General features: G+C 73.2%; 20 protein-coding genes. 11 read left to right on the forward strand and 9 right to left on the reverse strand.

Annotated features, from left to right (window positions below; translation table 11 throughout):
• Positions 1–74: 74 nt before the first annotated feature.
• The 3 genes from BLW63_RS21035 to BLW63_RS21045 all read right to left on the reverse strand — a co-directional run bounded on the left by BLW63_RS21035 (position 75) and on the right by BLW63_RS21045 (position 2,775).
• Positions 75–833 carry a hypothetical protein gene (locus tag BLW63_RS21035; protein ID WP_091158363.1) on the reverse strand — a complete coding sequence of 253 codons (759 nt, stop codon included), beginning with the start codon at positions 831–833 and terminating at the stop codon, positions 75–77.
• 133 nt (positions 834–966) lie between these two features.
• The gene (locus BLW63_RS21040; RefSeq protein ID WP_091158366.1) at positions 967–2,046 is read right to left on the reverse strand and encodes an inositol-3-phosphate synthase; all 1,080 of its coding nucleotides are present in this window, start codon (positions 2,044–2,046) and stop codon (positions 967–969) included.
• 111 nt (positions 2,047–2,157) lie between these two features.
• The gene (locus BLW63_RS21045) at positions 2,158–2,775 is read right to left on the reverse strand and encodes a PadR family transcriptional regulator (RefSeq protein ID WP_091158369.1); all 618 of its coding nucleotides are present in this window, start codon (positions 2,773–2,775) and stop codon (positions 2,158–2,160) included.
• A gap of 278 nt (positions 2,776–3,053) precedes the next feature.
• Between BLW63_RS21045 and BLW63_RS21050 the strand changes: the two genes are divergently transcribed.
• From BLW63_RS21050 to BLW63_RS21060, 3 genes are all read left to right on the forward strand, one after another.
• Positions 3,054–3,467 carry a DUF5318 family protein gene (locus BLW63_RS21050; protein ID WP_211517214.1) on the forward strand — a complete coding sequence of 138 codons (414 nt, stop codon included), beginning with the start codon at positions 3,054–3,056 and terminating at the stop codon, positions 3,465–3,467.
• 170 nt (positions 3,468–3,637) lie between these two features.
• On the forward strand, positions 3,638–6,067 hold the full coding sequence (locus tag BLW63_RS21055) for a transglycosylase domain-containing protein (protein ID WP_244522705.1): 2,430 nt from the start codon (positions 3,638–3,640) through the stop codon (positions 6,065–6,067).
• Between the two features lie 24 nt (positions 6,068–6,091).
• The gene (locus BLW63_RS21060) at positions 6,092–7,618 is read left to right on the forward strand and encodes a glycosyltransferase family 87 protein (RefSeq protein ID WP_091160629.1); all 1,527 of its coding nucleotides are present in this window, start codon (positions 6,092–6,094) and stop codon (positions 7,616–7,618) included.
• A gap of 115 nt (positions 7,619–7,733) precedes the next feature.
• On the opposite strand, the gene BLW63_RS21065 is transcribed toward BLW63_RS21060, so the two are convergent.
• Positions 7,734–8,558 (reverse strand): deoxyribonuclease IV, encoded by an 825-nt coding sequence (locus BLW63_RS21065; RefSeq protein ID WP_091160632.1) that lies wholly within the window; start codon positions 8,556–8,558, stop codon positions 7,734–7,736.
• Between the two features lie 260 nt (positions 8,559–8,818).
• On the opposite strand from BLW63_RS21065, the gene rpsF reads away from it, so the two are divergent.
• The 6 genes from rpsF to BLW63_RS21095 all read left to right on the forward strand — a co-directional run bounded on the left by rpsF (position 8,819) and on the right by BLW63_RS21095 (position 14,653).
• Entirely contained in the window at positions 8,819–9,106 is a 288-nt protein-coding gene (gene rpsF / locus BLW63_RS21070; protein WP_072920562.1) for a 30S ribosomal protein S6, read from the forward strand.
• Positions 9,107–9,108: 2 nt separating this feature from the next.
• Positions 9,109–9,588, forward strand: coding sequence for a single-stranded DNA-binding protein (locus BLW63_RS21075; RefSeq protein ID WP_012951017.1), 480 nt, complete (start codon positions 9,109–9,111; stop codon positions 9,586–9,588).
• 88 nt (positions 9,589–9,676) lie between these two features.
• Positions 9,677–9,913: a 30S ribosomal protein S18 gene (gene rpsR / locus BLW63_RS21080; RefSeq protein ID WP_073422051.1), complete on the forward strand. Its 237-nt coding sequence runs from the start codon at positions 9,677–9,679 to the stop codon at positions 9,911–9,913.
• A gap of 2 nt (positions 9,914–9,915) precedes the next feature.
• Positions 9,916–10,371: a 50S ribosomal protein L9 gene (rplI, locus tag BLW63_RS21085; protein WP_091160634.1), complete on the forward strand. Its 456-nt coding sequence runs from the start codon at positions 9,916–9,918 to the stop codon at positions 10,369–10,371.
• 619 nt (positions 10,372–10,990) lie between these two features.
• Positions 10,991–13,606: a replicative DNA helicase gene (gene dnaB / locus BLW63_RS21090; protein ID WP_091160635.1), complete on the forward strand. Its 2,616-nt coding sequence runs from the start codon at positions 10,991–10,993 to the stop codon at positions 13,604–13,606.
• Positions 13,607–13,747: 141 nt separating this feature from the next.
• Positions 13,748–14,653 (forward strand): prenyltransferase/squalene oxidase repeat-containing protein, encoded by a 906-nt coding sequence (locus BLW63_RS21095; RefSeq protein WP_091160742.1) that lies wholly within the window; start codon positions 13,748–13,750, stop codon positions 14,651–14,653.
• A gap of 119 nt (positions 14,654–14,772) precedes the next feature.
• Here BLW63_RS21095 and BLW63_RS21100 read toward each other — a convergent pair whose 3' ends face one another.
• The 3 genes from BLW63_RS21100 to BLW63_RS21110 form a co-directional block, all read right to left on the reverse strand.
• Complete coding sequence (locus BLW63_RS21100; protein WP_091160637.1) at positions 14,773–15,111, reverse strand: hypothetical protein; 339 nt, start codon at positions 15,109–15,111, stop codon at positions 14,773–14,775.
• Between the two features lie 296 nt (positions 15,112–15,407).
• Entirely contained in the window at positions 15,408–16,634 is a 1,227-nt protein-coding gene (locus tag BLW63_RS21105; protein ID WP_091160638.1) for a fatty acid desaturase family protein, read from the reverse strand.
• 25 nt (positions 16,635–16,659) lie between these two features.
• On the reverse strand, positions 16,660–17,760 hold the full coding sequence (locus BLW63_RS21110) for a ferredoxin reductase (RefSeq protein ID WP_091160640.1): 1,101 nt from the start codon (positions 17,758–17,760) through the stop codon (positions 16,660–16,662).
• 107 nt (positions 17,761–17,867) lie between these two features.
• On the opposite strand from BLW63_RS21110, the gene BLW63_RS21115 reads away from it, so the two are divergent.
• Positions 17,868–19,055 carry a PucR family transcriptional regulator gene (locus BLW63_RS21115; RefSeq protein WP_091160643.1) on the forward strand — a complete coding sequence of 396 codons (1,188 nt, stop codon included), beginning with the start codon at positions 17,868–17,870 and terminating at the stop codon, positions 19,053–19,055.
• Positions 19,056–19,218: 163 nt separating this feature from the next.
• Here the strand turns inward: BLW63_RS21115 and BLW63_RS21120 are convergent, their stop codons facing one another.
• The gene (locus BLW63_RS21120) at positions 19,219–19,824 is read right to left on the reverse strand and encodes a class I SAM-dependent methyltransferase (protein WP_091160645.1); all 606 of its coding nucleotides are present in this window, start codon (positions 19,822–19,824) and stop codon (positions 19,219–19,221) included.
• Between the two features lie 128 nt (positions 19,825–19,952).
• On the opposite strand from BLW63_RS21120, the gene BLW63_RS21125 reads away from it, so the two are divergent.
• Entirely contained in the window at positions 19,953–20,216 is a 264-nt protein-coding gene (locus BLW63_RS21125) for a hypothetical protein (RefSeq protein ID WP_091160648.1), read from the forward strand.
• On the opposite strand, the gene BLW63_RS21130 is transcribed toward BLW63_RS21125, so the two are convergent.
• The gene (locus tag BLW63_RS21130) at positions 20,182–21,549 is read right to left on the reverse strand and encodes a DNA polymerase IV (protein WP_091160651.1); all 1,368 of its coding nucleotides are present in this window, start codon (positions 21,547–21,549) and stop codon (positions 20,182–20,184) included. The genes BLW63_RS21125 and BLW63_RS21130 overlap by 35 nt on opposite strands.
• Between the last annotated feature and the right edge of the window lie 6 nt (positions 21,550–21,555).

Here is a 21,555-nt window from a genome sequence, read left to right on the forward strand (position 1 = left end):
CAGGCCCCGCCCCCTGCAGGGTCCCGCCCCCTCCCCTCAGGTCCTTCCATGGTGGGGGGCAGCGGGTCCTTCGACTACAACCCGACGGTCGCCGCCACGTCCGGGTGCGCCTCGCCGTCCACGGACTCCCCCTCGGCCGGCAGCGTGATCTCCCGCGGGCCGTGGTCGGACAGCGTGACCGTCACCTCGAACTCCTGACCCGGCAGCGGGGTGCGGTACTGCACCAGCAGGTCGGTGGAGCGGTCGACCGCGACCGACCAGCCGGCCTCCGAGGCGTAGAGCTGGGCCAGCTCCCCGTCGATCGAGCGGTCGCCCGCCCACGTGTAGCCCGCGGCGCGGAAGTCGCCGGTGTCGTCCGGCTCCTCGGCGGCGAGGTTGAGCACCACCCGGGTGAGGACGTCCACCAGCGGCGCCTGCTCCCCCAGCGCGACGGGACGGCGCACGTAGGAGGCCTCGGGCAGACCCTCGGCGCCCAGCGCGGCCGGGAGGCCCGGCACCTCGCCGAACCACAGCTCGTCGGCGGTGAAGAAGAGGGTTCGGGTCTCGTCGGCGCGGTCGTCGCCGTACGTCGTGACCGCCTGTGCGCGCCCGGCACCGCCGGCGAGGTCGACCTCCCCGGTGAGGGTGAGCACGGTGTCCTCGCCGTACGGGGCGGTGACGACGAAGTCCGCGCCGCCCCGGTCGTGGGTGTCGGCCAGCAGCTGGGCGAGGAGGGCGGCCTCCTCCTCGGTGACCGGCGCGCCCTCCGCACGCTCGTCGGTGCCGCCGCAGCCGGCCAGCAGCGCCACCGTCAGCCCCAGCGCGGGCAGCAGCGGACGGCGGCGGGCGGGCATGCGGTCAGCGTAGGCATCCGGGCAGGTCGCCGGCGCCGTCCCACGCGGTAGGAGGACCCCTCTGCCCCCGCCTCTCGCCGGCTCGCGGCGGGACCCTGCGGAGGAGCCGGCCGGCCCCTCCGCAGGGGTGTCCTCACCGCTCCAGGTCACCCCGGATGAACGCCTCGACGGCGTCGCGGGCCTCGCTGTCGCTGTATTGCACCGGCGGGCTCTTCATGAAGTAGGACGACGCGGAGAGGATCGGGCCGCCGACCCCGCGGTCCTTCGCGATCTTCGCGGCCCGGACGGCGTCGATGATGATGCCGGCCGAGTTCGGGGAGTCCCAGACCTCGAGCTTGTACTCCAGGTTCAGCGGGACGTCGCCGAACGCGCGGCCCTCGAGGCGCACGTAGGCCCACTTGCGGTCCGACAGCCACGGCACGTGGTCCGAGGGGCCGATGTGCACGTTGTCGGTGCCCATGTCCCGGTCGACCTGGCTGGTGACGGCCTGGGTCTTGGAGATCTTCTTGGACTCCAGTCGCTCCCGCTCGAGCATGTTCTTGAAGTCCATGTTCCCGCCGACGTTGAGCTGCATGGTGCGGTCGAGCTGCACGCCGCGGTCCTCGAAGAGCTTGGCCAGCACCCGGTGGGTGATGGTCGCGCCGACCTGCGACTTGATGTCGTCGCCGACGATCGGGACCCCGGCCGCGGTGAACCTGTCGGCCCACTCCGGCGTCCCCGCGATGAAGACCGGCAGCGCGTTCACGAAGGCCACGCCGGCGTCCAGCGCGCACTGCGCGTAGAACTCGGCGGCCTGCTGCGAGCCGACCGGGAGGTAGCAGACCAGCACGTCGGCACCGGACTCGCGCAGCGCCGCGACGACGTCCACCGGCTCCTCGTCGGACTCCTCGATGGTCGCCCGGTAGTACTTGCCCAGGCCGTCGAGCGTGGTGCCGCGCTGCACCGTCACGCCCAGCGGCGGGACGTCGCAGATGGTGATCGTGTTGTTCTCGCTGGCGACGATGGCCTCGGAGAGGTCGCGGCCGACCTTCTTGGCGTCGACGTCGAACGCGGCGACGAACTGCACGTCGCTGACGTGGTAGTCGCCGAAGCGCACGTGCATCAGGCCCGGCACCGACGTGGTCTCGTCGGCGTCGCGGTAGTAGTGCACGCCCTGCACGAGCGAGGCGGCGCAGTTGCCGACGCCGACGATGGCGACCTTGACGGATCCCATGGACATCTCCTTGTTCTCGGACCGGGTGCGGCCGGTGGACGCGGACCGCTGACGGTCCTGCTGGGGGTGGCGGGCGCGGAGCTCTCCCGCCGGGTCGTCGGGAGGTGCTGGTCAGGGCTCGGGTGGCGCCTGTGCCGGCGGGTCCCCCTGGGCGGCGCCGTCGTCTCGGCGCCCTTCGCTGTCGGTCAGCTCGCGGTCGATGAGCTCGGCCAGCCAGCGGACCTCACGGTCGACGGAGTCCAGACCGTGGCGCTGCAGCTCGAGGGTGTAGCGGTCCAGCCGCTCGCGGGTCCGGCTCAGCGAGGCCCGCAGGCCCTCGCGCTGCCGCTCGACGGTGCGGCGGCGGCCCTCGAGGATCCGCAGCCGGACGTCCGCGGCGGTGTGCCGGAAGAACGCCAGGCGGACGCCGAAGAGCCCGCCGTCGTCGTACGCCTCCGGGCCGGACTGGCTCACCAGCTCGTGGAAGCGCTCCTTGCCCTCGGCGGTGATCGTGTAGACCACCTTCCCGCGGCGGCCGGTCAGCGGCGGTGCGTCCGCCGGCAGGGGTGCGCGCGGGTCCGGCTCGTCGGTGGTGACGTAGCCGGCGGCGTACAGCCGCTTGAGCGCGGGGTACAGCGACCCGTAGGAGATGCTGCGCAGCCCGCCGAGCACCTGGGCAAGCTGTTTGCGCAGCTCGTAGCCGTGCATCGGCGACTGGTGCAGCAGGCCGAGGATGGCGAACTCGAGCACGTCGCCCCCTCGTCGTCTGCGGATCGATGTATCGGGACGATACATTAAGGACCCCGCTGCCCCCCGTGCCTCGCTCCGCTCGGCCCGCTGCCCCCCGTGCCTCGCTCCGCTCGGCCCGGGGCCCTGCAGCGGGGCCGTTCCATCCGGTCACCGGGCTCGCGGCGGGACCCTGCAAGGGGGCCGCCAGGCTCGGCGCGAGCGTCTGGACGGGGCCCAAGGAGGGGTGTCGAGGTCGGCGGAGACCTCCCGGCGTTCCCGCCGGTGCGTACATTGGCGAGGTGCCCGGACGTCGATCCGTCGTGGACTACTCGCTGCAGCGGCGAGCCGTCCTCGCCGACGTGTACGCCGGTCGCACGGGGCTGTTCGAGGTCTGCGACGCCAGTCCGTACCTCACCCGGGCGGCGAAGTACCACGGCGAGGCGACCGACGTCGCCTGCCCCGTGTGCCGCAAGGTGGAGCTCACGCTGGTGAGCTACGTCTACGGGGAGCACCTCGGCCCCACGGCCGGCCAGGCGAAGACGCAGGCCGAGCTCACCCGGATGGACGCGGCGCAGGAGGAGTTCTCCGTCTACACCGTCCAGGTGTGCCGCGGCTGCGGGTGGAACCACCTGGACTGCTCCTACGTCCTGGGGGCCGAGCCCGACCCGGGCCGTCAGCCCCGGCGGACCCGCCGACGGGCGGCCACCGAGTAGTTGCACGCGTCACACGGGGGAACACCAGGTGCCCCGCGTGGTCGTTGAGACACCTGGGCGTCGCAGCGCCGCGGGTCGTCCTCGCTCGCACAGCTGAAGACGCCACCCTGGGTGCCGGACGCCGGAGTCCTGCGCGCCCACCCGAGACCCTGACCAGAGAGGGGCCCTGCGTGCCTCCCCACGACGAGACCTCACCGGTCGGGCCGCGCAGCGGCTCCGTCCGCCGTCCGCCGTCCGGTCGCACCGCCGGCGGGAGCGGCGGGGGCGGCCGGCCGGCAGCGGGCCGGGGCCGGCCACCGGCAGGCCGCGGGGGCCGGACGGCCTCGCGCACCGGCCCGGCCGCGCGGGGCAGCCGCACCGCCGGCGGGACCGCGCGGACCAGGAAGCAGCGCCGCAAGCGCCGGCTCAAGGCCCTGCTCGGCGTCGTCGCCGGTGCCTTCGTGCTGCTCGGCGTCTTCGTGGGCGTCGTGTACGCGACCACCGAGGTGCCCGACCCGAACTCGGTGCAGAACGCCCAGACGACGGTCGTCTACTACGCCGACGGCACCACCGAGATGGCCCGGCTGGGCGCGGAGAACCGCACCAACGTGCCGCTCAGCGAGGTCTCCGAGCCGGCGCGCGAGGCGATCCTGGCCGCCGAGAACCGCAGCTTCTACTCCGACCCCGGCATCTCCGCCACCGGCATCGTGCGCGCCGCGTGGAACAACCTGACCGGCGGCTCGACGCAGGGTGGCTCCACCATCACCCAGCAGTACGTGAAGAACGCGTTCCTGACCTCGGAGCAGACGTTCAGCCGGAAGTTCCAGGAGCTCTTCCTGGCCGTCAAGCTCGACAACGAGTACGAGAAGAACGAGATCCTCGAGAACTACCTCAACACCATCTACTTCGGTCGCGGCGCCTACGGCATCGAGGCGGCGGCCAACACCTACTTCGACGTGCCGGCCAGCCAGCTGACCGCCCAGCAGGGCGCGGTGCTCGCCGTCCTGGTCCGCAGCCCCTCCACCTACGACCCGGAGTCCAATCCCGAGGGTGCTACGGACCGCTGGGGCCTGGTGCTCGACGCGATGGTCGACGAGGGCTGGCTGACCGAGCAGGAGCGGCAGGCCTCGGTGTTCCCGCCGGTGATGCCGCGCACCGGCTCCAACCTGGGCATCCCCAGCGAGTCGCAGGGCCTGGTCGTCCAGCGCGTCATCGCCGAGCTCGAGGCCAAGGGCTACGACGAGCAGCAGATCCGGGCCGGTGGCCTGCGGATCACCAGCACGGTGGACAAGCGCTACCAGGACGCCGCCGTCTCCGCGGTCTCCGAGGTGATGGACGGCCAGCCGGAGAACCTGCGCGAGGCGCTGGTGTCGGTCGACCCGGCGACCGGTGCGGTGCGGGCCTACTACGGCGGTCCGATCGGCGCCGGTGACGGCGCGGTCGACTACGCGCAGGCGCTGCGCCAGCCCGGGTCGTCGGTGAAGCCCTACGTGCTGGCCACCGCGCTCGAGGACGGCATCGGCGTCAACGCCCGGCGCGACGGCTCCTCGCCGCAGGACTTCGCCGACCGCCCGGGCCTGCCGGTCCGCAACTCCGGTGGCGCCTCGTGCGCCTCCTGCACGCTCCGGGAGTCGCTGACCCGCTCGCTCAACACCACCTTCTACGGGCTGGCCTACGAGGTCGGTGCGGAGCGGGTGCGGCAGAACGTCCTCGAGGCCACCGGCCTGCCCGAGGCGTGGCCGGACGAGCCGGCCTACGGCACGCTCGCCGGGAGCAACACCCTGGCCGACCCGCAGACCGGCGGGACCGGCGCCTCCATCGGCATCGGCCAGTACGAGATGCGTCCGATCGACCAGGCGCACGGCTTCGCCACCCTGGCCACCGGCGTGGAGCACGAGCCCTACTTCGTCGCCCGGGTGACCGACAGCGAGGGCACCGTCCTGCTCGAGTACAACGGCGACGCCGGCGACCGGGTCTTCGAGGAGGACGTCGTCAACGACGTCACCTACGCGATGACCGACGTCGCCGCCTACTCGCGGCGCTCGCTGGACGGTGGCCGCGAGGTGGCCAGCAAGACCGGCACGCAGGGCCAGGGCGAGGACAACTCCGACGCCTGGATGGTCGGATTCACCCCGTCGATCTCGACCGCGGTGTGGATGGGCAACGACTCGCCCGCCCAGCCGATCGAGGACGTCAACGGCCGGATCATCTACGGCTCGGGCCTGCCCGGCGCCATCTGGCAGGAGTACATGAACACCGTGCTGGACGGGACGCCGGAGGAGGACCTGCCCGACCGCGCGCTGATCCGCGGCGACACCGGTGAGGGCGTGCCCGCGCCGCAGACCGAGGCGCCGACGCGGTCGCCGCAGACGCAGGCGCCCGCACCGAGCACGCCGTCGACCCCGCCGGTGGCGGTTCCCGAGGAGCCTGTCACGGAGGAGCCGGTCGAGCAGCCGGTCGTCGAGGAGCCGGTCGTCCCGAACGGCGGGACGGGCGACGAGGACACCGGCAACACCTCGCCGAACCCGAACGGTGGGGGTGCCACGAACCCCGAGAACCCGGGTGGGGTCATCGGTGGCCAGTCCGCGGAAGCCACCGCCGGCGCCGGCGCTGCCAACTGACCTCCGGCGGGCAGACTGACCCGCATGAGCACGATCCCGACGGGCCCGTCCGCACCAGCGGACGGCGCGGGTGGGATCAGCGGCACGGCGTCCCCGGGTCCGGACGCCCGGCCCGACCGCGTCGTCCCCAGCTGGACCGACCCGGTCGTGGCCCAGGCCAGCGAGGCGGTGGGCGGCCCGTGGGGTCGCCACGCGGTCGTCGGGCGGGCGGCCTTCTGGACCCCCCTGCGGGTGTGCCTGCTGTTCGCCACGACCGTGCTGGCGGTCGCCTGGCTCAAGCAGGTCCCGTGCGCCGACGGCGACTGGACCGGCTCGCTGCAGTACACCCACCTCTGCTACTCCGACCCCGTGCCGCTGTTCGGCGCCTACGGGCAGGGCGAGGGGGCGCTGCCCTACCTCGACGCCCGGGTGGAGTACCCGGTGCTCACCGGGGCCGTCATGGCCCTCGCTGGGCTCGTCTCGGGCTGGTACGAACGGCTGGCCGCCACGGTCGGGGTCCTCCCGGCGGTCCCGCCGGTGGAGAGCTACACGGTCGTCACGGCGCTGCTGATGGCGGCGTGCGCGCTGGTGGTGGTGCGCGCGGTCCTGCCGCTGACCGGCCGGCGGCCGTGGGACACCGCGATGGTGGCGCTCTCACCCGTCCTGCTGGTCTACGCCTTCAACAACTGGGACCTGCTGGCCGTGGCGCTGGCCACCCTCGGGATCTGGGCGTGGGCCCGGCAGCGGCCGGTGCTCGCCGGGGCGCTGCTCGGGCTCGGCGTGGCCGCGAAGCTCTACCCGGTCCTGGTGCTCGGCGCGCTGTTCCTGCTGTGCCTGCGGGCCGGCCTGCTGCGGGTGTGGCTGCGGGCGGCGCTGGCCGCCGCCGGCGCGTGGCTGGCCGTCAACCTGCCGGTGGCCCTGCTGGCGCCGGAGAACTGGGGCTGGTTCTTCGCCTTCAGCCGACAGCGCCCGGCCAACCCCGAGTCGATCTGGAACCTCCTCCTGACGGTCACCGACAACCGGGTGCTCGACGGGCCGCTCGCCGAGGGCGAGGCGCCCTCGGTGCTCAACGCCGTCGTGGCCGTGCTGCTGCTCGCTCTCGCCGCCTGGGTCGCCTGGCTGGTGCTCACCGCCCCCGTCCGGCCGCGGGTGGCGCAGGTGGCCTTCCTGCTGGTGGCCGGCTTCCTGCTGCTCAACAAGGTCTACAGCCCGCAGTACGCGCTGTGGCTGCTGCCGTTGGCGGTCCTGGCCCGGCCGCGGTGGCGCTCGCTGCTGGTCTGGCAGGTCAGCGAGGCGCTGGTGTGGGTCGCCACGATGCTCTACTACCTCGGCACCGAGAACCGCGGCATCGAGGTCGAGTGGTTCTTCCTCGCCGTCCTGGCCCGCGACGCCATCCTCGTGGCGCTCGTGGTGCTCGTCGCCCGGGAGGTGCGACGGCCCGACGAGGACGTCGTCCGCACCAGCTGGCCCGGCGTCGACGACCCGGCGGGCGGCGCGCTCGACGGGGCCCCTGACGTGGTCACACTGCGATCCTCCGGATCGCACCGCAGCCAGGTGCCGTCCCCCCGGTGAGCTGAGCCGCTGCGTCGCACCTGCGCGGACCCCTCCAGGGCCCACTCGGCACGACGACACGACCGGGTGCCGCTCGCCACCAGCTCCCCGTGCTCCACGTGGAACACGGGCCCGGTCACCCCAGGGCGGACCTCAGCAAGGTGATCTCCCCGGCGTGGCCGGCGGCGTCGCCGGGGGTCTCCAGGACGACGGGGCAGTCGGCCGCCCGGGCCACCTCGACCAGCAGCTCGGTCGGGATCTCGCCCTCGGTCAGCGGGGCGTGCCGGTCGCGGCTGGAGCCCTGCGGGTCGCGGCTGTTGTTCAGGTGCACCAGGTCGACGCGGCCGGTGATCGCCCGGACGTCGTCCACCGCGGTCGCCAGATCCCAGCCGGCGGCCCACGCGTGGCAGGTGTCGAGCACGAAGCCGGCCTCGAACTCGCCGATGGCGTCCCACAGCCGGGCGAGGGCGTCGAGGTCGCGGGCCATGGCGTTGCCGCCGCCGGCGGTGTTCTCGATGAGCAGCGGGAGGGGGAAGCCGCCGTCCTCGGCCTGCCGGGAGAAGGTCTTGCGCCAGTTGTCGACGCCGGCCGCCGGGTCGTCGGTCCCCAGCACGTGACCGCCGTGCACGACCATGCCGCGGGCGCCGATGGCCGCGGCGACCTGGGCGTGCTGGCCGAGCGTCTTGCGGCTGGGGATGCGGATGCGGTTGTTGGTCGACGCCACGTTGAGGACGTAGGGCGCGTGCACGACGAGGAGCAGGTCCCCGGCGCGGTCGCCCGAGAGGGCGGACTGCTGGTCGGCGGACAGTCGCGGCGCCTTCCACCCCTGCGGGTCACCCAGGAAGACCTGCACGCCGTCGGCGTCCATCTCCGCGGCCCGGGCCAGCGGGCCGCCGTGCTCCATCCCGCCGTCCTGGGTCAGACCTGGGCCGACGTGTACGCCGATCGGGTGAGCTGCCACCCGGCCGACCCTAGGAGGGCCCCGTCCTCCCCGCCCCTCGCAGGCTCGCGGCGGGACCCGGGACAGGGCCGGCGGCGGGGAGCGGGAGGCCGAGCGCCGTCGTCCCCTGTGGACGGCGGCGAGGCCCGCCGTCCACGCTGGTACCCTGGTCGGAGCGCGTTCCACCGGTGGCCGTCACCGGGCGGGGCGCGCGACGCGTGTACGACCCTCCTGCTGCAGACCGACTGCAGCCGCTCAGACCAGAGGAGGTGGGGTTCTCCGTGCGTCGCTACGAACTGATGGTCATCCTCGACCCCGACCTGGAGGAGCGCACCATCGCTCCCTCCCTCGACCGGTTCCTCACCGTCGTCACCAACTCCGGTGGCACCGTGAAGACCGAGATCTGGGGCCGCCGCCGGTTGGCCTACGAGATCAAGAAGCAGGTCGAGGGCATCTACGCCATCGTCGACATCCAGGCCACGCCCGCCGCGGTGGCCGAGCTCGACCGGCAGTTGAACCTCAACGAGTCGGTCCTGCGCACGAAGCTCATGCGGCCCGAGGTCCACTGACCATGGCCGGCGAGACCGTCATCACCGTCATCGGCAACCTGACGTCGGACCCGGAGCTGCGCTTCACCCCCTCCGGTGCCGCGGTCGCCAACTTCACCGTGGCCTCCACGCCGCGGACCTTCGACCGTCAGTCGCAGGAGTGGAAGGACGGCGAGGCGCTCTTCCTGCGCTGCAACGTCTGGCGGCAGGCGGCGGAGAACGTCGCCGAGTCGCTGACCCGCGGGTCGCGGGTGATCGTCTCCGGCCGCCTCAAGCAGCGGTCGTTCGAGACCAAGGAAGGCGAGAAGCGCACCGTCGTCGAGCTCGAGGTCGACGAGATCGGCCCGTCGCTCCGCTACGCCACCGCGAAGGTCACCAAGGCCTCGCGCGGCGAGGGCGGCGGCGGCTTCGGCGGCGGTGGCGGTGGCGGCTTCGGTGGTGGCGGCGGGTCCAGCGACCCGTGGTCGACCCCGGCCCCGCCGTCCGACGAGCCGCCCTTCTGACGAAGGACCCCCTTGCCCCCCACCGCTCGCACGCTCGCGGCGGGGCCCTGCGAGGGGGCCACACCCCTGTCTCACCCTGGAGAACCCAGTGCCCAAGCCCCCTGTTCGGAAGCCCAAGAAGAAGGTCTGCCAGTTCTGCAAGGACAAGGCGACCTACATCGACTACAAGGACACGACCCTGCTGCGGAAGTTCATCTCCGACCGCGGCAAGATCCGTGCCCGCCGCGTGAGCGGCAACTGCAGCCAGCACCAGCGGGACGTCGCCACGGCTGTCAAGAACAGCCGTGAGATGGCCCTGCTGCCCTACACCTCGACGGCGCGCTGACCATGAGCACCCAGAAGCTGATCCTGACGCAGGAGGTCACCGGTCTCGGGTCCTCCGGTGACACGGTAGAGGTCAAGGGCGGCTACGCCCGCAACTACCTCCTGCCCCGCGGCCTGGCCATCGTCGCCACCCGCGGTGCCGAGAAGCAGGTCGAGTCGCTGCGCCGGGCACGTGCCGCCCGCGAGGTGCGGTCGCAGGAGGAGGCGCAGGCCGTGGCCGGGCGCCTGTCCGGCCTGACGGTCCAGGTGCCGGCGCGGGCCGGCGAGGGTGGCCGGCTGTTCGGCCGCATCACCACCGCCGACGTCGTCAACGCCGTGACCGCCGCCGGCGGCCCCCAGCTCGACCGGCGCCGGGTGGAGCTGCCCAGCAGCATCAAGACCACCGGCCAGCACACCGTGACCGTGCGGGTCCACCCCGAGGTCACCTCGCAGCTGACCATCGAGGTCGTCCCCGGCTGAGGTCGGCCCCGTCCCGAGGCTCACCCCGAGCGGGCGAGGGCTGAGGAGGACGGGGTCCTTCTACCGTGAGGGGCGTCGGACCGTGGTCCGGCGCCCCTCACGGCCTTCCCGGTCCCCGCTCCGGGCCCGTGACGCCTGGGCGCAGTGGGCTCGGCAACCGGCCACCGGTGACGGTTCGTGAGTGCGTCCATCTGTGGACGTGTGACCGCTGGGGCGGCTGCGGCGCGCCCGCCGACACGCCGGGGGACGACACCCGGATTTCTCGCGAAATTCTCCCGTCCACACCCGGTGGGTCGTCCCCGCGCAGGTCAGCCGCGGGATACCGGTGGCGGCGCCACAACGTCCCCCGCTGTCTCCACATGTCGACACGTCTGTGTCCACCGACTTGTCCACAAGTTGTGCAGAAGCGCACCCACACCGGTGTTGGACTGGTCCGTCCGCACTTCCTAACGTCCTCCTCGGCCCCGCGCCCGCCCGAACTGTCGGTGCCCCGGGGTAGGAACGTCTCGAACACACGTTCGAGTCAGGTGTGCAGCGTTCTGGTGCTTCCCCCACCAGGCCCCGGCGATCTCGCCGGGGCCTGTGCGCGGGTGCGCCGTGAGTGGATGGAGGACCTCCCGTGGCGGTGGCCGACGACTTCAGTCGACCGATCCCGACGGCGCCGCAGTACGACCGGCAGCCGCCGCAGGACGTCGCGGCGGAACAGTCGGTGCTCGGCGGCATGCTGCTGAGCAAGGACGCGATCGCCGACGTCGTCGAGGTGCTGGCGGGCCCGGACTTCTACCGGCCGGCGCACCAGGTGATCTACGACTGCATCCTCGACCTGTACGGGCGGGGGGAGCCGGCCGACGCGATCACCGTCGCCGCCGAGCTCAACCGCACCGACCAGCTGTCGAAGATGGGCGGCGCCGTCTACCTGCACACCCTCATCCAGTCGACGCCGACGGCGGCCAACGCCGGCTACTACGCCGCGATCGTCGCCGAGCAGGCCGTGCTGCGGCGGCTGGTCGAGGCCGGCACCCGCGTCGTCCAGCTGGGCTACGGCGCGGCCGGCGGCAAGGGCGACGTGGACGACATCGTCGACCGCGCCCAGCAGGAGATCTACGACGTCACCGAGAAGCGCATGAGCGAGGACTACTCGCGCCTCGAGGACGTCCTGCAGCCGACGATGGACGAGCTGGACGCCATCGCCTCCCGCGGCGGTACCGCGCGCGGCGTCCCCACCGGCATCCGCGATCTCGACGAATTGACGAATGGTCTCCAGGCCGGCCAGATGGTCGTCATCGCTGCCCGGCCGGGTGTCGGCAAGGCGCTGGCCCTCGACACCCCGATCGCGACGCCGATCGGCTGGACGACGATGGGTGAGGTCGCTGCCGGTGACCAGGTGATGGGCTCGGACGGCCGGCCGACGACGGTCGTGGCCGCCACCGAGGTGCTGACCGGCCGCCCCTGCTACGAGGTGCACTTCTCCGACGGCTCGGTCATCGTGGCCGACGCCCGGCACCAGTGGCTGACCGAGACCCGCGCCAGCCGGAAGTCGGCCCAGGCGGCGGCGACCGGTTACAACGGCTACCGCAACCAGCGGACCTTGGGCGAGGTCCGGACGACGGAGGAGATCGCCCGCACCGTCCGCTGCGCCACCAAGGACGCCCGACTCAACCACTCGGTGACCAACGCGGCGCCCCTGGAGCTGCCGGAGGCGAACCTCCCACTGCCGCCGTACGCGCTCGGGGTGTGGCTGGGTGACGGCACCTCACGGGCCGCACACTTCACCAGTAACGACCCGGAGATCGCGGTCCACATCGAGGCCGACGGCCTCGTCGTCGAGCAGACCGGTGTCGACCGGCGATATGCCCTGCGGCTGCCGGACCGGCCGGCCGTCGAGGCCCGGCCGTGTCCCATGTGCGGCGAGCTGTTCGTCCCCAGGACGTCCCAGGTGCAGACGTGTGGCAAGACCTGCGGCGGCCGGCTGCGGGCCAGCGGTGGCGTCGGCCGTCAGGCGACCTGCCCGGACTGCGGCGGCCCGTCGTCGGGCTTCGCGCAGTGCCAGGCCTGCCAGAACGAGCACGGCACCGTGCAGGGCCTGCTGCGCTCGCTGGGCGTCTTCGGGGACAAGCACATCCCGATGGCCTACCTGCGGGCCTCCGTGGCACAGCGGCGGGCTCTGCTGGCCGGGTTGCTCGACACCGACGGGACGGTGGCACCGAACGGTGTGGTCCAGTTCGCGGTGACCACCCAGCGGCTGGCCGAGGACGCCCGCGAGCTCGTCGCCGGCCTCGGCTACCGGGTGCGGATGACGCGCAAGCGGGTCAGGGGTCGCAGCGAGGCGTCGTCCACCTGCTTCACGCTGACCTTCAGCACGGACGACGAGGTGTTCCGGCTCGAGCGGAAGAAGCTGGTGCACAAGAAGCGGGGTGCGCGCACTTTCACCGCCCGAGGCGTCCGTTTCATCACTGACGTCCGGCCGATCGAGAGCGTGCCCGTGCGCTGCATCGAGGTCGACGCCGAGGACCACCTGTTCCTGGCCGGTCGCAGCTTCATCCCGACCCACAACTCGACGCTCGGCCTGGACATCGCCCGGTCGGCGACGGTGAAGCACCACCTGGCCACCTGCATCTTCTCGCTCGAGATGAGCAAGCACGAGATCACCATGCGTCTGCTCTCCGCCGAGGCGAAGGTGCCGCTGCACCACATGCGCGCCGGCACGCTGTCCGACGAGGACTGGTCGAAGCTGGCCCGCCGGATGGGCGAGATCGCCGACGCGCCGCTCTACATCGACGACTCCCCCAACATGACGATGATGGAGATCCGGGCGAAGGCACGGCGGCTCAAGCAGCGCAACGACCTCAAGCTCGTGGTCATCGACTACCTCCAGCTCATGACGTCCGGTAAGCGCGTCGAGAGCCGTCAGCAGGAGGTCTCGGAGTTCTCCCGTGCTCTCAAGCTGCTGGCCAAGGAACTGGAAGTGCCGGTCATTGCGATGAGTCAGCTGAATCGTGGGTCAGAACAACGGCAGGACAAAAAACCGATGCTCTCCGACCTTCGCGAAAGTGGTTCGATCGAACAAGATGCCGATATGGTCATGATGATCCACCGCGAGGACATGTACGAGAAGGAGAGCCCGCGGGCCGGCGAGGCCGACATCATGCTGGTGAAGCACCGTAACGGCCCCACTGCAAACGTCACCGTCGCCTTCCAGGGCCACTACAGCCGCTTCGTGGACATGGCTAACTGACCCAGCAGGCACGAGGGGCCCGGAGCGCTGGACGCTCCGGGCCCTTCTGCGTCACCCGCGTCGCCGCCCGCATGTGGACGACCGGCACTGTTCCACGTGGAGCACGGCACCGCTGTCGGTCACCCGGGCCAGGCTGGGGGCATGACCGTCGACCTGACTGCCGCCGCCGGCTTCATGGCCACGCATGCCCGGCTGCTCGACCGTCGCCGCTTCGACCTGCTGTTCGGGGACGGCGACGACCGGGACGCCGCCACCGCCGTCCTCGCGGCCGTCGAGGCGTACCGCAACCCCGACGGCGGCTATGGCTGGGGCCTGGAGCCCGACCTGCGATCCCGCACGAGCCAGCCGGGCGGCGCGCTGCACGCCCTCGAGGCGATCGCCGATGCCGCACCGGTGGCCACCACCGCCCGGGCTCGGGAGCTGTGCGACTGGCTGGAGACCGTCACGCTGCCCGACGGCGGCCTGCCGTTCGCCCTCCCGGTGCCCGATCCCGTCGGCTGTGCGCCGTTCTGGGCCTCCGCCGAGTCCGGGTCGTCCTCGCTCCAGATCACCGCCATCGTCGCGGAGAGCGCGCACCGGGTCACCGCGCACGACCCCGCCGTCGCCGGACACCCCTGGCTCGAGCGGGCCACCAGGTACTGCCTCGCGGCGGTGCGCGCGATGGGCGAGCAGCCGCACGCCCTCGAGCTGGCGTTCGCGGCGCGGTTCCTCGACGCCGCCGCGGCCACCTGCCCCGACGAGGCGGGGGAGCTGTTCCAGCGGCTCCGGGCCCACGTCCCGGCCGACGGGCTGGTGCACGTCGCCGGTGGAGCAGCGGACGAGTACGTGCGCCCGCTGGACTTCACTCCGCGACCGGGCGGTCCCGCGCGCGGTCTCTTCAGCCCGGGTGTGGTCGAGCGGGAGCTGGAGCGGCTCGCCGGCCAGCAGCGGCCCGACGGCGGCTGGGCGGTCGACTTCGACAGCTACTCCCCCGCCGCGGCCCTGGAGTGGCAGGGCCACCGCACCGTCGAGGTCCTGTCCCTGCTGCGCGACAACGCCGTCCTCTGAGAGCGGAGAGGCCCAGGACGACGGGCGTCCTGGGCCTCTCGGGGTTCCGTGCCGGCAGTGCTGACGCCGCGGCCGGCCGGGGTGGTCGCTGTTCCACGTGGATCCGCCGCACGTGCGCCTCAGCCCACGAGGACGCGCGCCAGGCTCTGTCCGCGGACTCGTGTCTGGCCGCGGGTCACGTCGTTCGTCCCGGTGAAGCCGTACACCGTGGAGTTGACCGCCCGCAGGTCCGGTGCCGCGCTGCGCATCGTCGCCCACCCGTGCATGGGGATCTCCAGGGCCGGCCACACGAACCCGGGGTCGCCGACCACCTCGAGCGGGGGCATCCCGCCCTCGGGCGTGAGGTGACCGCCGGCGTACCAGGAGACCGTGCGGCCGGCGGCCGACCGCGCCACCATGCGTACGTCCACGACCCCGACGCCGTCCTGGCGCTGCACGAGGTGGTCGATGCCGGTCACCGTGTCGCCGGCGAGCGGGCCCTCGGTGACCGTGCCCTGGAGGTGCGCGTCGATCCGCAGCCCCTCGGGGACCAGCCCCGATGGGGACCACCTCGGTGATCCCGGCCGCGAAGGCGTAGTCGTCCATCGACCTGCGGGTGCAGGACCTCCATGGCACCGGCGGGCGCGGCCGAGCCGACAGGGCCGTGGGTCCCGAGGTGCGGGGCTGCGTCACCCGCAGGGTGCGCACGACGCCGGAGGGCGGGGTGCGTGGCTCGCGCCACGCACCCCGCCCTCCGGCGTCAGCGAGTCCTCGTTCAGGCGGCGGCCGCCCGGGTCAGCCGGACGCCCGCAGTCAGCTTCCGCTGCAGCGTGCGGCGGACCTTGGGGCTGCCCGTGGTCATCTTGTAGAGCACCGCCAGCTGCGACAGCAGGTTGCGGCGGTTGGTCAGCTCCAGCCAGCCGTTGGGCAGCGACAGTCGGATGATCTTGTGCCAGGCCGACCCGACCTGCTGCGGCAGGGGCGCGGTGTGGTAGTTCAAGCCGTAGCGGTCGAACAGGTCGCGGATCCTGGGCGCGATCTCGGCGTACCGGTTGCTCGGCAGATCCGGGAACAGGTGGTGCTCGATCTGGTGCGACAGGTTCCCGGTCATGATGTGCATGGCCTGGGAGCCGGAGATGTTGGCCGAGCCGAGCATCTGGCGCAGGTACCACTCGCCGCGGGTCTCGCCGTCGATCGACTTCTTCTCGAAGGTCTCGACGCCCTCGGGGAAGTGGCCGCAGAGGATGACCGAGTTCGACCAGAGGTTGCGCACCAGGTTGGCGGTGAAGTTGGCCGCCAGCGTGGGGAGGAAGTTCGGGCCCGACAGCAGCGGGTGGGCGACGTAGTCCTTGGCCACCTGCTTGCCGATCTTGCGCAGCACGGCCTTGGCGCGGGCCCGGAACTCCGGGTCCTTCGTCTGCTTCTTGGCGACGACCGCGCCGAGCTCGAGGTCGTAGGCGGCGATCCCGTACTCGAAGAAGCACGCGTTGATGAAGCTCCAGATCGGCTGGCCCAGGTGGAAGGGCTGCCACGGCTGGTCCTCGTCGACGCGCATGATGCCGTAGCCGAGGTCGTTGTCCTTGCCGATGACGTTCGTGTACGTGTGGTGCAGCTCGTTGTGCGAGTGCTTCCACTGATCGGCCGGGCTCGCCATGTCCCACTCCCACGTCGTGGAGTGGATCTTCGGGTCCCGCATCCAGTCCCACTGGCCGTGCAGGATGTTGTGCCCGATCTCCATGTTCTCGAGGATCTTGGCGACCGACAGGCCGATCGTCCCGACGACCCACGCGGGCGGGAAGCCCGAGGCGAGCAGGACGGCGCGGCTGCCCAGCTCGATCTTGCGGTGCACGTCGATGACCTTGCGGATGTACCGCGCGTCGTTCTCGCCGCGGGTGTCGATCACGCTCTGGCGGATGTCGTCGAGCTCCTTGCCGATGAGCTCGATGTCCTCGGGGGTGAGGTGCTCGATCGGGTTGTCGGCCTTCTTCTGCAGCACGGTCATGCGGGTTCTCCCAGCGGTCTCGGGGTCAGTGGTCGATGTCGCAGGCGCCGGCGGCGGCGCTGATGCAGGTCTGGACGAGGACGCCGTCGCCGGGGACGGCGGTGGTCACCTCGCCGGTGCGCAGGTCGCGGACGGCGCCCTCGCGCAGCGGGAGCACGCAGCCGTAGCAGATGCCCATGCGGCAGCCGCTGGGCATGAGGACGCCGGCCTCCTCGGCGGCGTCGAGGATCGGGGTGGCCCCGTCGGCCTCGATGCTCGTCCCGGTCCCGGTGAAGGTCACCGTGCCGCCCTCGCCGGCGACGACGACCGTCGGCCGGAAGCGCTCGGTGAACAGCCGGTCGGCGATGCCGGCGGCGCTCCAGTGCTCCTCGAGGGCCTCGAGCATGCCGACCGGCCCGCAGGCCCAGGTGGCGCGCTCGGCCAGGTCGGGGACCAGCTCGGCGATGGCGGCGGCGTCGAGCAGCCCGGCCGTGTCGGTGTGCTGTTCGATCAGCCGGATGCGGCCGGCGGCGGCCAGCTCCCGCAGGTCCGCGCCGAAGACGACGTCCTCCGGCGTGGGCGCCGAGTGCACGACGACGACGTCGGTCAGCTCGTCGTGGTTGCGCAGGATGCCCATGACCGGCGTGATGCCGGACCCGGCGGTGACGAACAGGACCTTGGCGGGGGCCTGCGCGGGCAGCACGAACTCGCCGGTGGCCTGGTCGAGGTGGACCAGCGTGCCCGGATGCGTGCGGTGCACCAGGTGGTTGCTGACCTTGCCGCCCGGGATGGCCTTGACGGTGACGCTGATGCAGCCGTCGGGTCGGTCCAGGTGCGAGGTGAGCGAGTAGGCACGCCACATGCGCACGCCGTCGACGTCGATGCCGATGCGCACCCACTGCCCGGGCACGTGGCGCTGCCAGTCGGCGCCGGGCCGGATGACCAGCGTGGCGGCGTCCGCGGTCTCCCGCTGGACGGCGACGACGCGGCCGCGCAGGTCCGCCCCCGCACGCAGCGGGTTGACCATGTCCAGGTAGTCGGCCGGCAGCAGCGGGGTGGTGACGTACTCGGCCAGACGCATCGCACGGTCGCGCAGCGCACTCAGGGCCGGCCGGGCCGGGGAAGGGCGCGGGGCGGTCGCGGTCATACACCTGATGGTTCCCAGCGCTGCGCGTAATTACCTGTGCTCTGGACGTGAACGTCGGGGGCTCTACTGTTCGGGGCGAACAAACTCGCCGGACCGCGGAGGTGTTGATGGCGCCGGAGCAGGACACCTTCGCCGCGGAGGTGGCGGCGGCGATGCGCGCCCAGTTGCCCGCCGTCGCCGAGCGGACCGTCGCGGCGATCGTCGTCGAGGTGCCGAGCTACACCGAGGCGTTCGCCGGGCCGATGGGCCGCCGGATCGAGTACGCCGTCCAGCTGGCCCTGGGCGGCTTCCTGGAGCTGGCGGCGGCGCCCGGCGGCGTCGACCCCAGCCGGCCGATCGGCCCGGCGCTCGAGGAGGCCTTCAAGCTCGGTCGGGGTGAAGCGCGCAGCGGGCGCTCGATAGACGCGCTGCTGGGCGCCTACCGGGTGGGCGCCCGGGTGGCCTGGCGGCACATGAGCGAGACCGCGGTGGCGGCCGGCATGCCCGCCGGGTCACTGGCCCGCTTCGCCGAGCTGGTGTTCGCCTACATCGACCAGCTGTCGGCGGCCAGCGCCTCCGGGCACGCCGACCACCTCGACAGCAGCGGCCGGCTGCGCCGCCGGAACCTGGAGCGGCTGGCCGGGCTGCTGCTCACCGGCGCACCCCCGTACGACCTGGCCAGCGCCGCCGAGCGCGCCGACTGGGCGCCCCCGCGGACCCTGACCGCGGTGCTGCTGCCGGAGTCCCGTGTCCGCGGCGCGCTGGCCGTGCTCGACGGCCGCACGCTGCAGGCCGGGGAAGATCTGCCCGGCGCCGAGCCGGGGGCCGAGCGCACGGTGCTGCTGGTGCCGGACGCCGACGGGTACGTCCGCACCCAGCTGGTCCGGGCGCTGAGCGGGCGGGAGGCCGTCGTGGGCCCGGCCCGGCCGTGGCAGCAGGCCCGCTCCTCCTACTCGCGCGCGCTGCGGGCACTGCAGCTGGACCTGCGCCCGGACGGCGACCTGCCCGTCGACACCGAGCTGCGGCTGACCGACCTGGTGCTGCGGGCCGACGGCGAGGCGCTCGGCGACCTGCGCGCGCAGCTGCTCGCCCCGCTCGACGGCCTGAGCCCGGGCCCGCGCGAGAAGCTGGTGGAGACGCTGCGCTCCTGGCTGCTGCACCACGGACGCCGGGAGAAGGTCGCCGCGGAGCTGTTCGTGCACCCGCAGACGGTCCGCTACCGCATGGGGCAGCTGCGCGAGCTGTACGGCGATCGCCTGGAGGACCCGCAGTGCGTCCTCGGCCTGACCCTGGCGCTGGGCGCGGTGGAGCGGTGAGCGTCCTGGCGGTGTACGGCTCGAAGCCCCGCCGTCCGGCGAGTTGATCATGGGGTTGTCGCGGGTGACACGCGGCGGCACGCCGAAGACCGCAGCAACAACCCCATGATCACGGCCCGGCCCGGCCCGCCCGGATCAGCCAGCGGGGCAGAGGGGTCCTCCTTCAGGAGGGGCGGAGGACGGCGACCAGGAAGTCCGACCCCGGGGCGAACGGCCGCAGGTCCCACGTCGACAGCAGCAGGTCCTCCGCCCAGCCGGCCGTGCGGGCGTCGGCGCGGAAGTCGTCGAAGGCGTAGCCGCGGCCGGCGCCGAACCCGATCGCCGCCCGGCCGCCGGGGGCCACGTGCGCCCGCAGCCGCTGCAGGACGGCGACCCGCGTGCCCGGCGCCAGGAAGGCCATCACGTTGCCCGCAGACACGACGGCGTCGAACGGCTCGGCGATGCCGCGCGCGGGCAGGTCGAGCTCGGCCAGGTCGCCCACCAGCCACCGCGGCCCGGGGTGGTCCTCCTCGGCGGCGGCCACGAGCACCGGGTCGACGTCCACCCCGACGACGACGTGCCCGGCGCGGGCCAGCCAGCCGCCGGTGCGCCCCGGTCCGCAGCCGGCGTCGAGCACGCGCGACCCGCGCGCCAGCATCGCGTCGACCAGCCGCGCCTCGCCGGCCAGGTCGAACCCCTGCGCGGCGAGGTCCCGGAACCGCTGCACGTAGGCGGCCGAGTGGCCCGGGTCCTCCTGCGTGATCCGCACCCACGCGCTCTGCTCGGTCATGCCCCCATGGTCGCCGACGGCCGGGATCCCGAGGGAACCGCCACCTGACACCCAGCGATTCCACAGGTGCGCGGCCCAGGGTCGGGGCGAGCGGCCCACCGGGGGCCGCCGGACGACGGGAGGCCGCGATGGCCGCCACGACGAGCGGGTACCGCATCCTCTGGCTGCGGACGCGCCCCGCGGTACCCGCCGGGCCCGACCTCCCCGTGGAGGTCGCCGTCCAGGTGGCCACGGTGGCCCTGGCCGACCACCCCGGGGCGGTCGTCGACCGGGTCGAGGTCGACCGCACCGGCGGGTACACGGCCCACCTGGTGACCCGCTCGGGCGTGCGGGTCGTCGTCGAGGTCGACCGGGACCTCACGGTGGTGCGGTGGCTGGCGCTGGCTCGCTGACCCGCCAGTCCGGCGGCTCGGCCGGGTGCAGCGCGGGGTCGTCGGCGGCCAGCGTCCGCACCGGCCCGGGCGGGGTCAGCGGACCCTCGAAGCGCACCGTGACCCGCCCGAGGCCGCGGCCCCACACCCAGCCGGCGCCGAGCTCGTCGTGCCGGACGTCCTGGCCCGGCCACCAGCGGGCCTCGGCGGTGAGCGGCTCGGGGACCTCCTCGACGTCCGCGCCGGCCGTCTCGACGTCGTCGGCCACCGGCTCGTCGTCGGCGGCGAACAGGTCGCCCTGCGCGTAGAGCGACAGCCCGGAGACGCCGACCCCGAGCAGCCGCAGCCCGCCCTGCGTGCCGGCCTCGGTCAGCAGCCGCGCGGCGATCGTCGCGATCACCCGCGGGTCGTCGGTCGGCTGCGGCAGCGTCTGCGACCGGGTGAGCGTCGTGAAGTCGTAGCGGCGCAGCTTGAGCGTGACCGTGCGGCCCGAGTAGGCCGCCGCCCGCAGCCGGCTGCCGACCCGCGCCGCCATGCTGTCGACGTACCGGCCGAGCACGGTGAGGTCGGTCAGGTCGCGGGCGAAGGTCTCCTCCTGCGAGATCGACTTGGCCTCCCGCTCGGCGAGCACCGGCCGGTCGTCCTCGGCGCGGGCCAGCGCGTACAGCCCCGTGCCGTGCGCCCGGCCGGCCAGCGCCACCAGGTCGGGCAGCGTCTTGGCGGCCAGGTCGGCGACGGTCTTCACGCCGACCTGGTGCAGCCGCTCGGCGGTCGCCGGTCCCACGCCGCCGAGCCGGGTCACCGGCAGCGGGTGCAGCACCTCGAGCTCGCGCCCCGGCGGGACGACGACCAGCCCGTCGGGCTTGTCGAGGTCGGAGGCGATCTTGGCCATCAGCTTGGAGCTGCCGATGCCGACCGAGCCGGTCACCCCGCCGGTGGCCGCGGCGATCCGCTCCTTGAGACCGCGGGCCAGCCCGGTGACGCCGGCCACGGACAGGTCCAGGCCCTCGCCGGCGGCCAGGTCGACGTAGGCCTCGTCGATCGACACCGGCTCCACCAGCGGGGAGAGCTCCCGCAGCAGCCCCATCACCACGTCGGAGGTGCGGCGGTAGGCGGCGAACCGGCCGCCGAGGAACGCCGTCCCGGACGGGCAGCGACGGCGCGCCTCCGCGGTGGACATCGCCGAGCGGGCCCCGTACGCGCGGGCCTCGTAGGACGCCGTCGCCACCACCCCGCGGCCGCCCGTGCCGCCGACCACCACCGGACGGCCACGCAGCGAGGGCTTGTCGCGCTGCTCGACCGCGGCGAAGAAGGCGTCGAGGTCCAGGTGCAGGATGCTCGCCTCCCGCCGCACGCCCCA

This window comes from Geodermatophilus africanus (genome assembly GCF_900107105.1).
Classification (GTDB): Bacteria; Actinomycetota; Actinomycetes; order Mycobacteriales; family Geodermatophilaceae; genus Geodermatophilus; species Geodermatophilus africanus.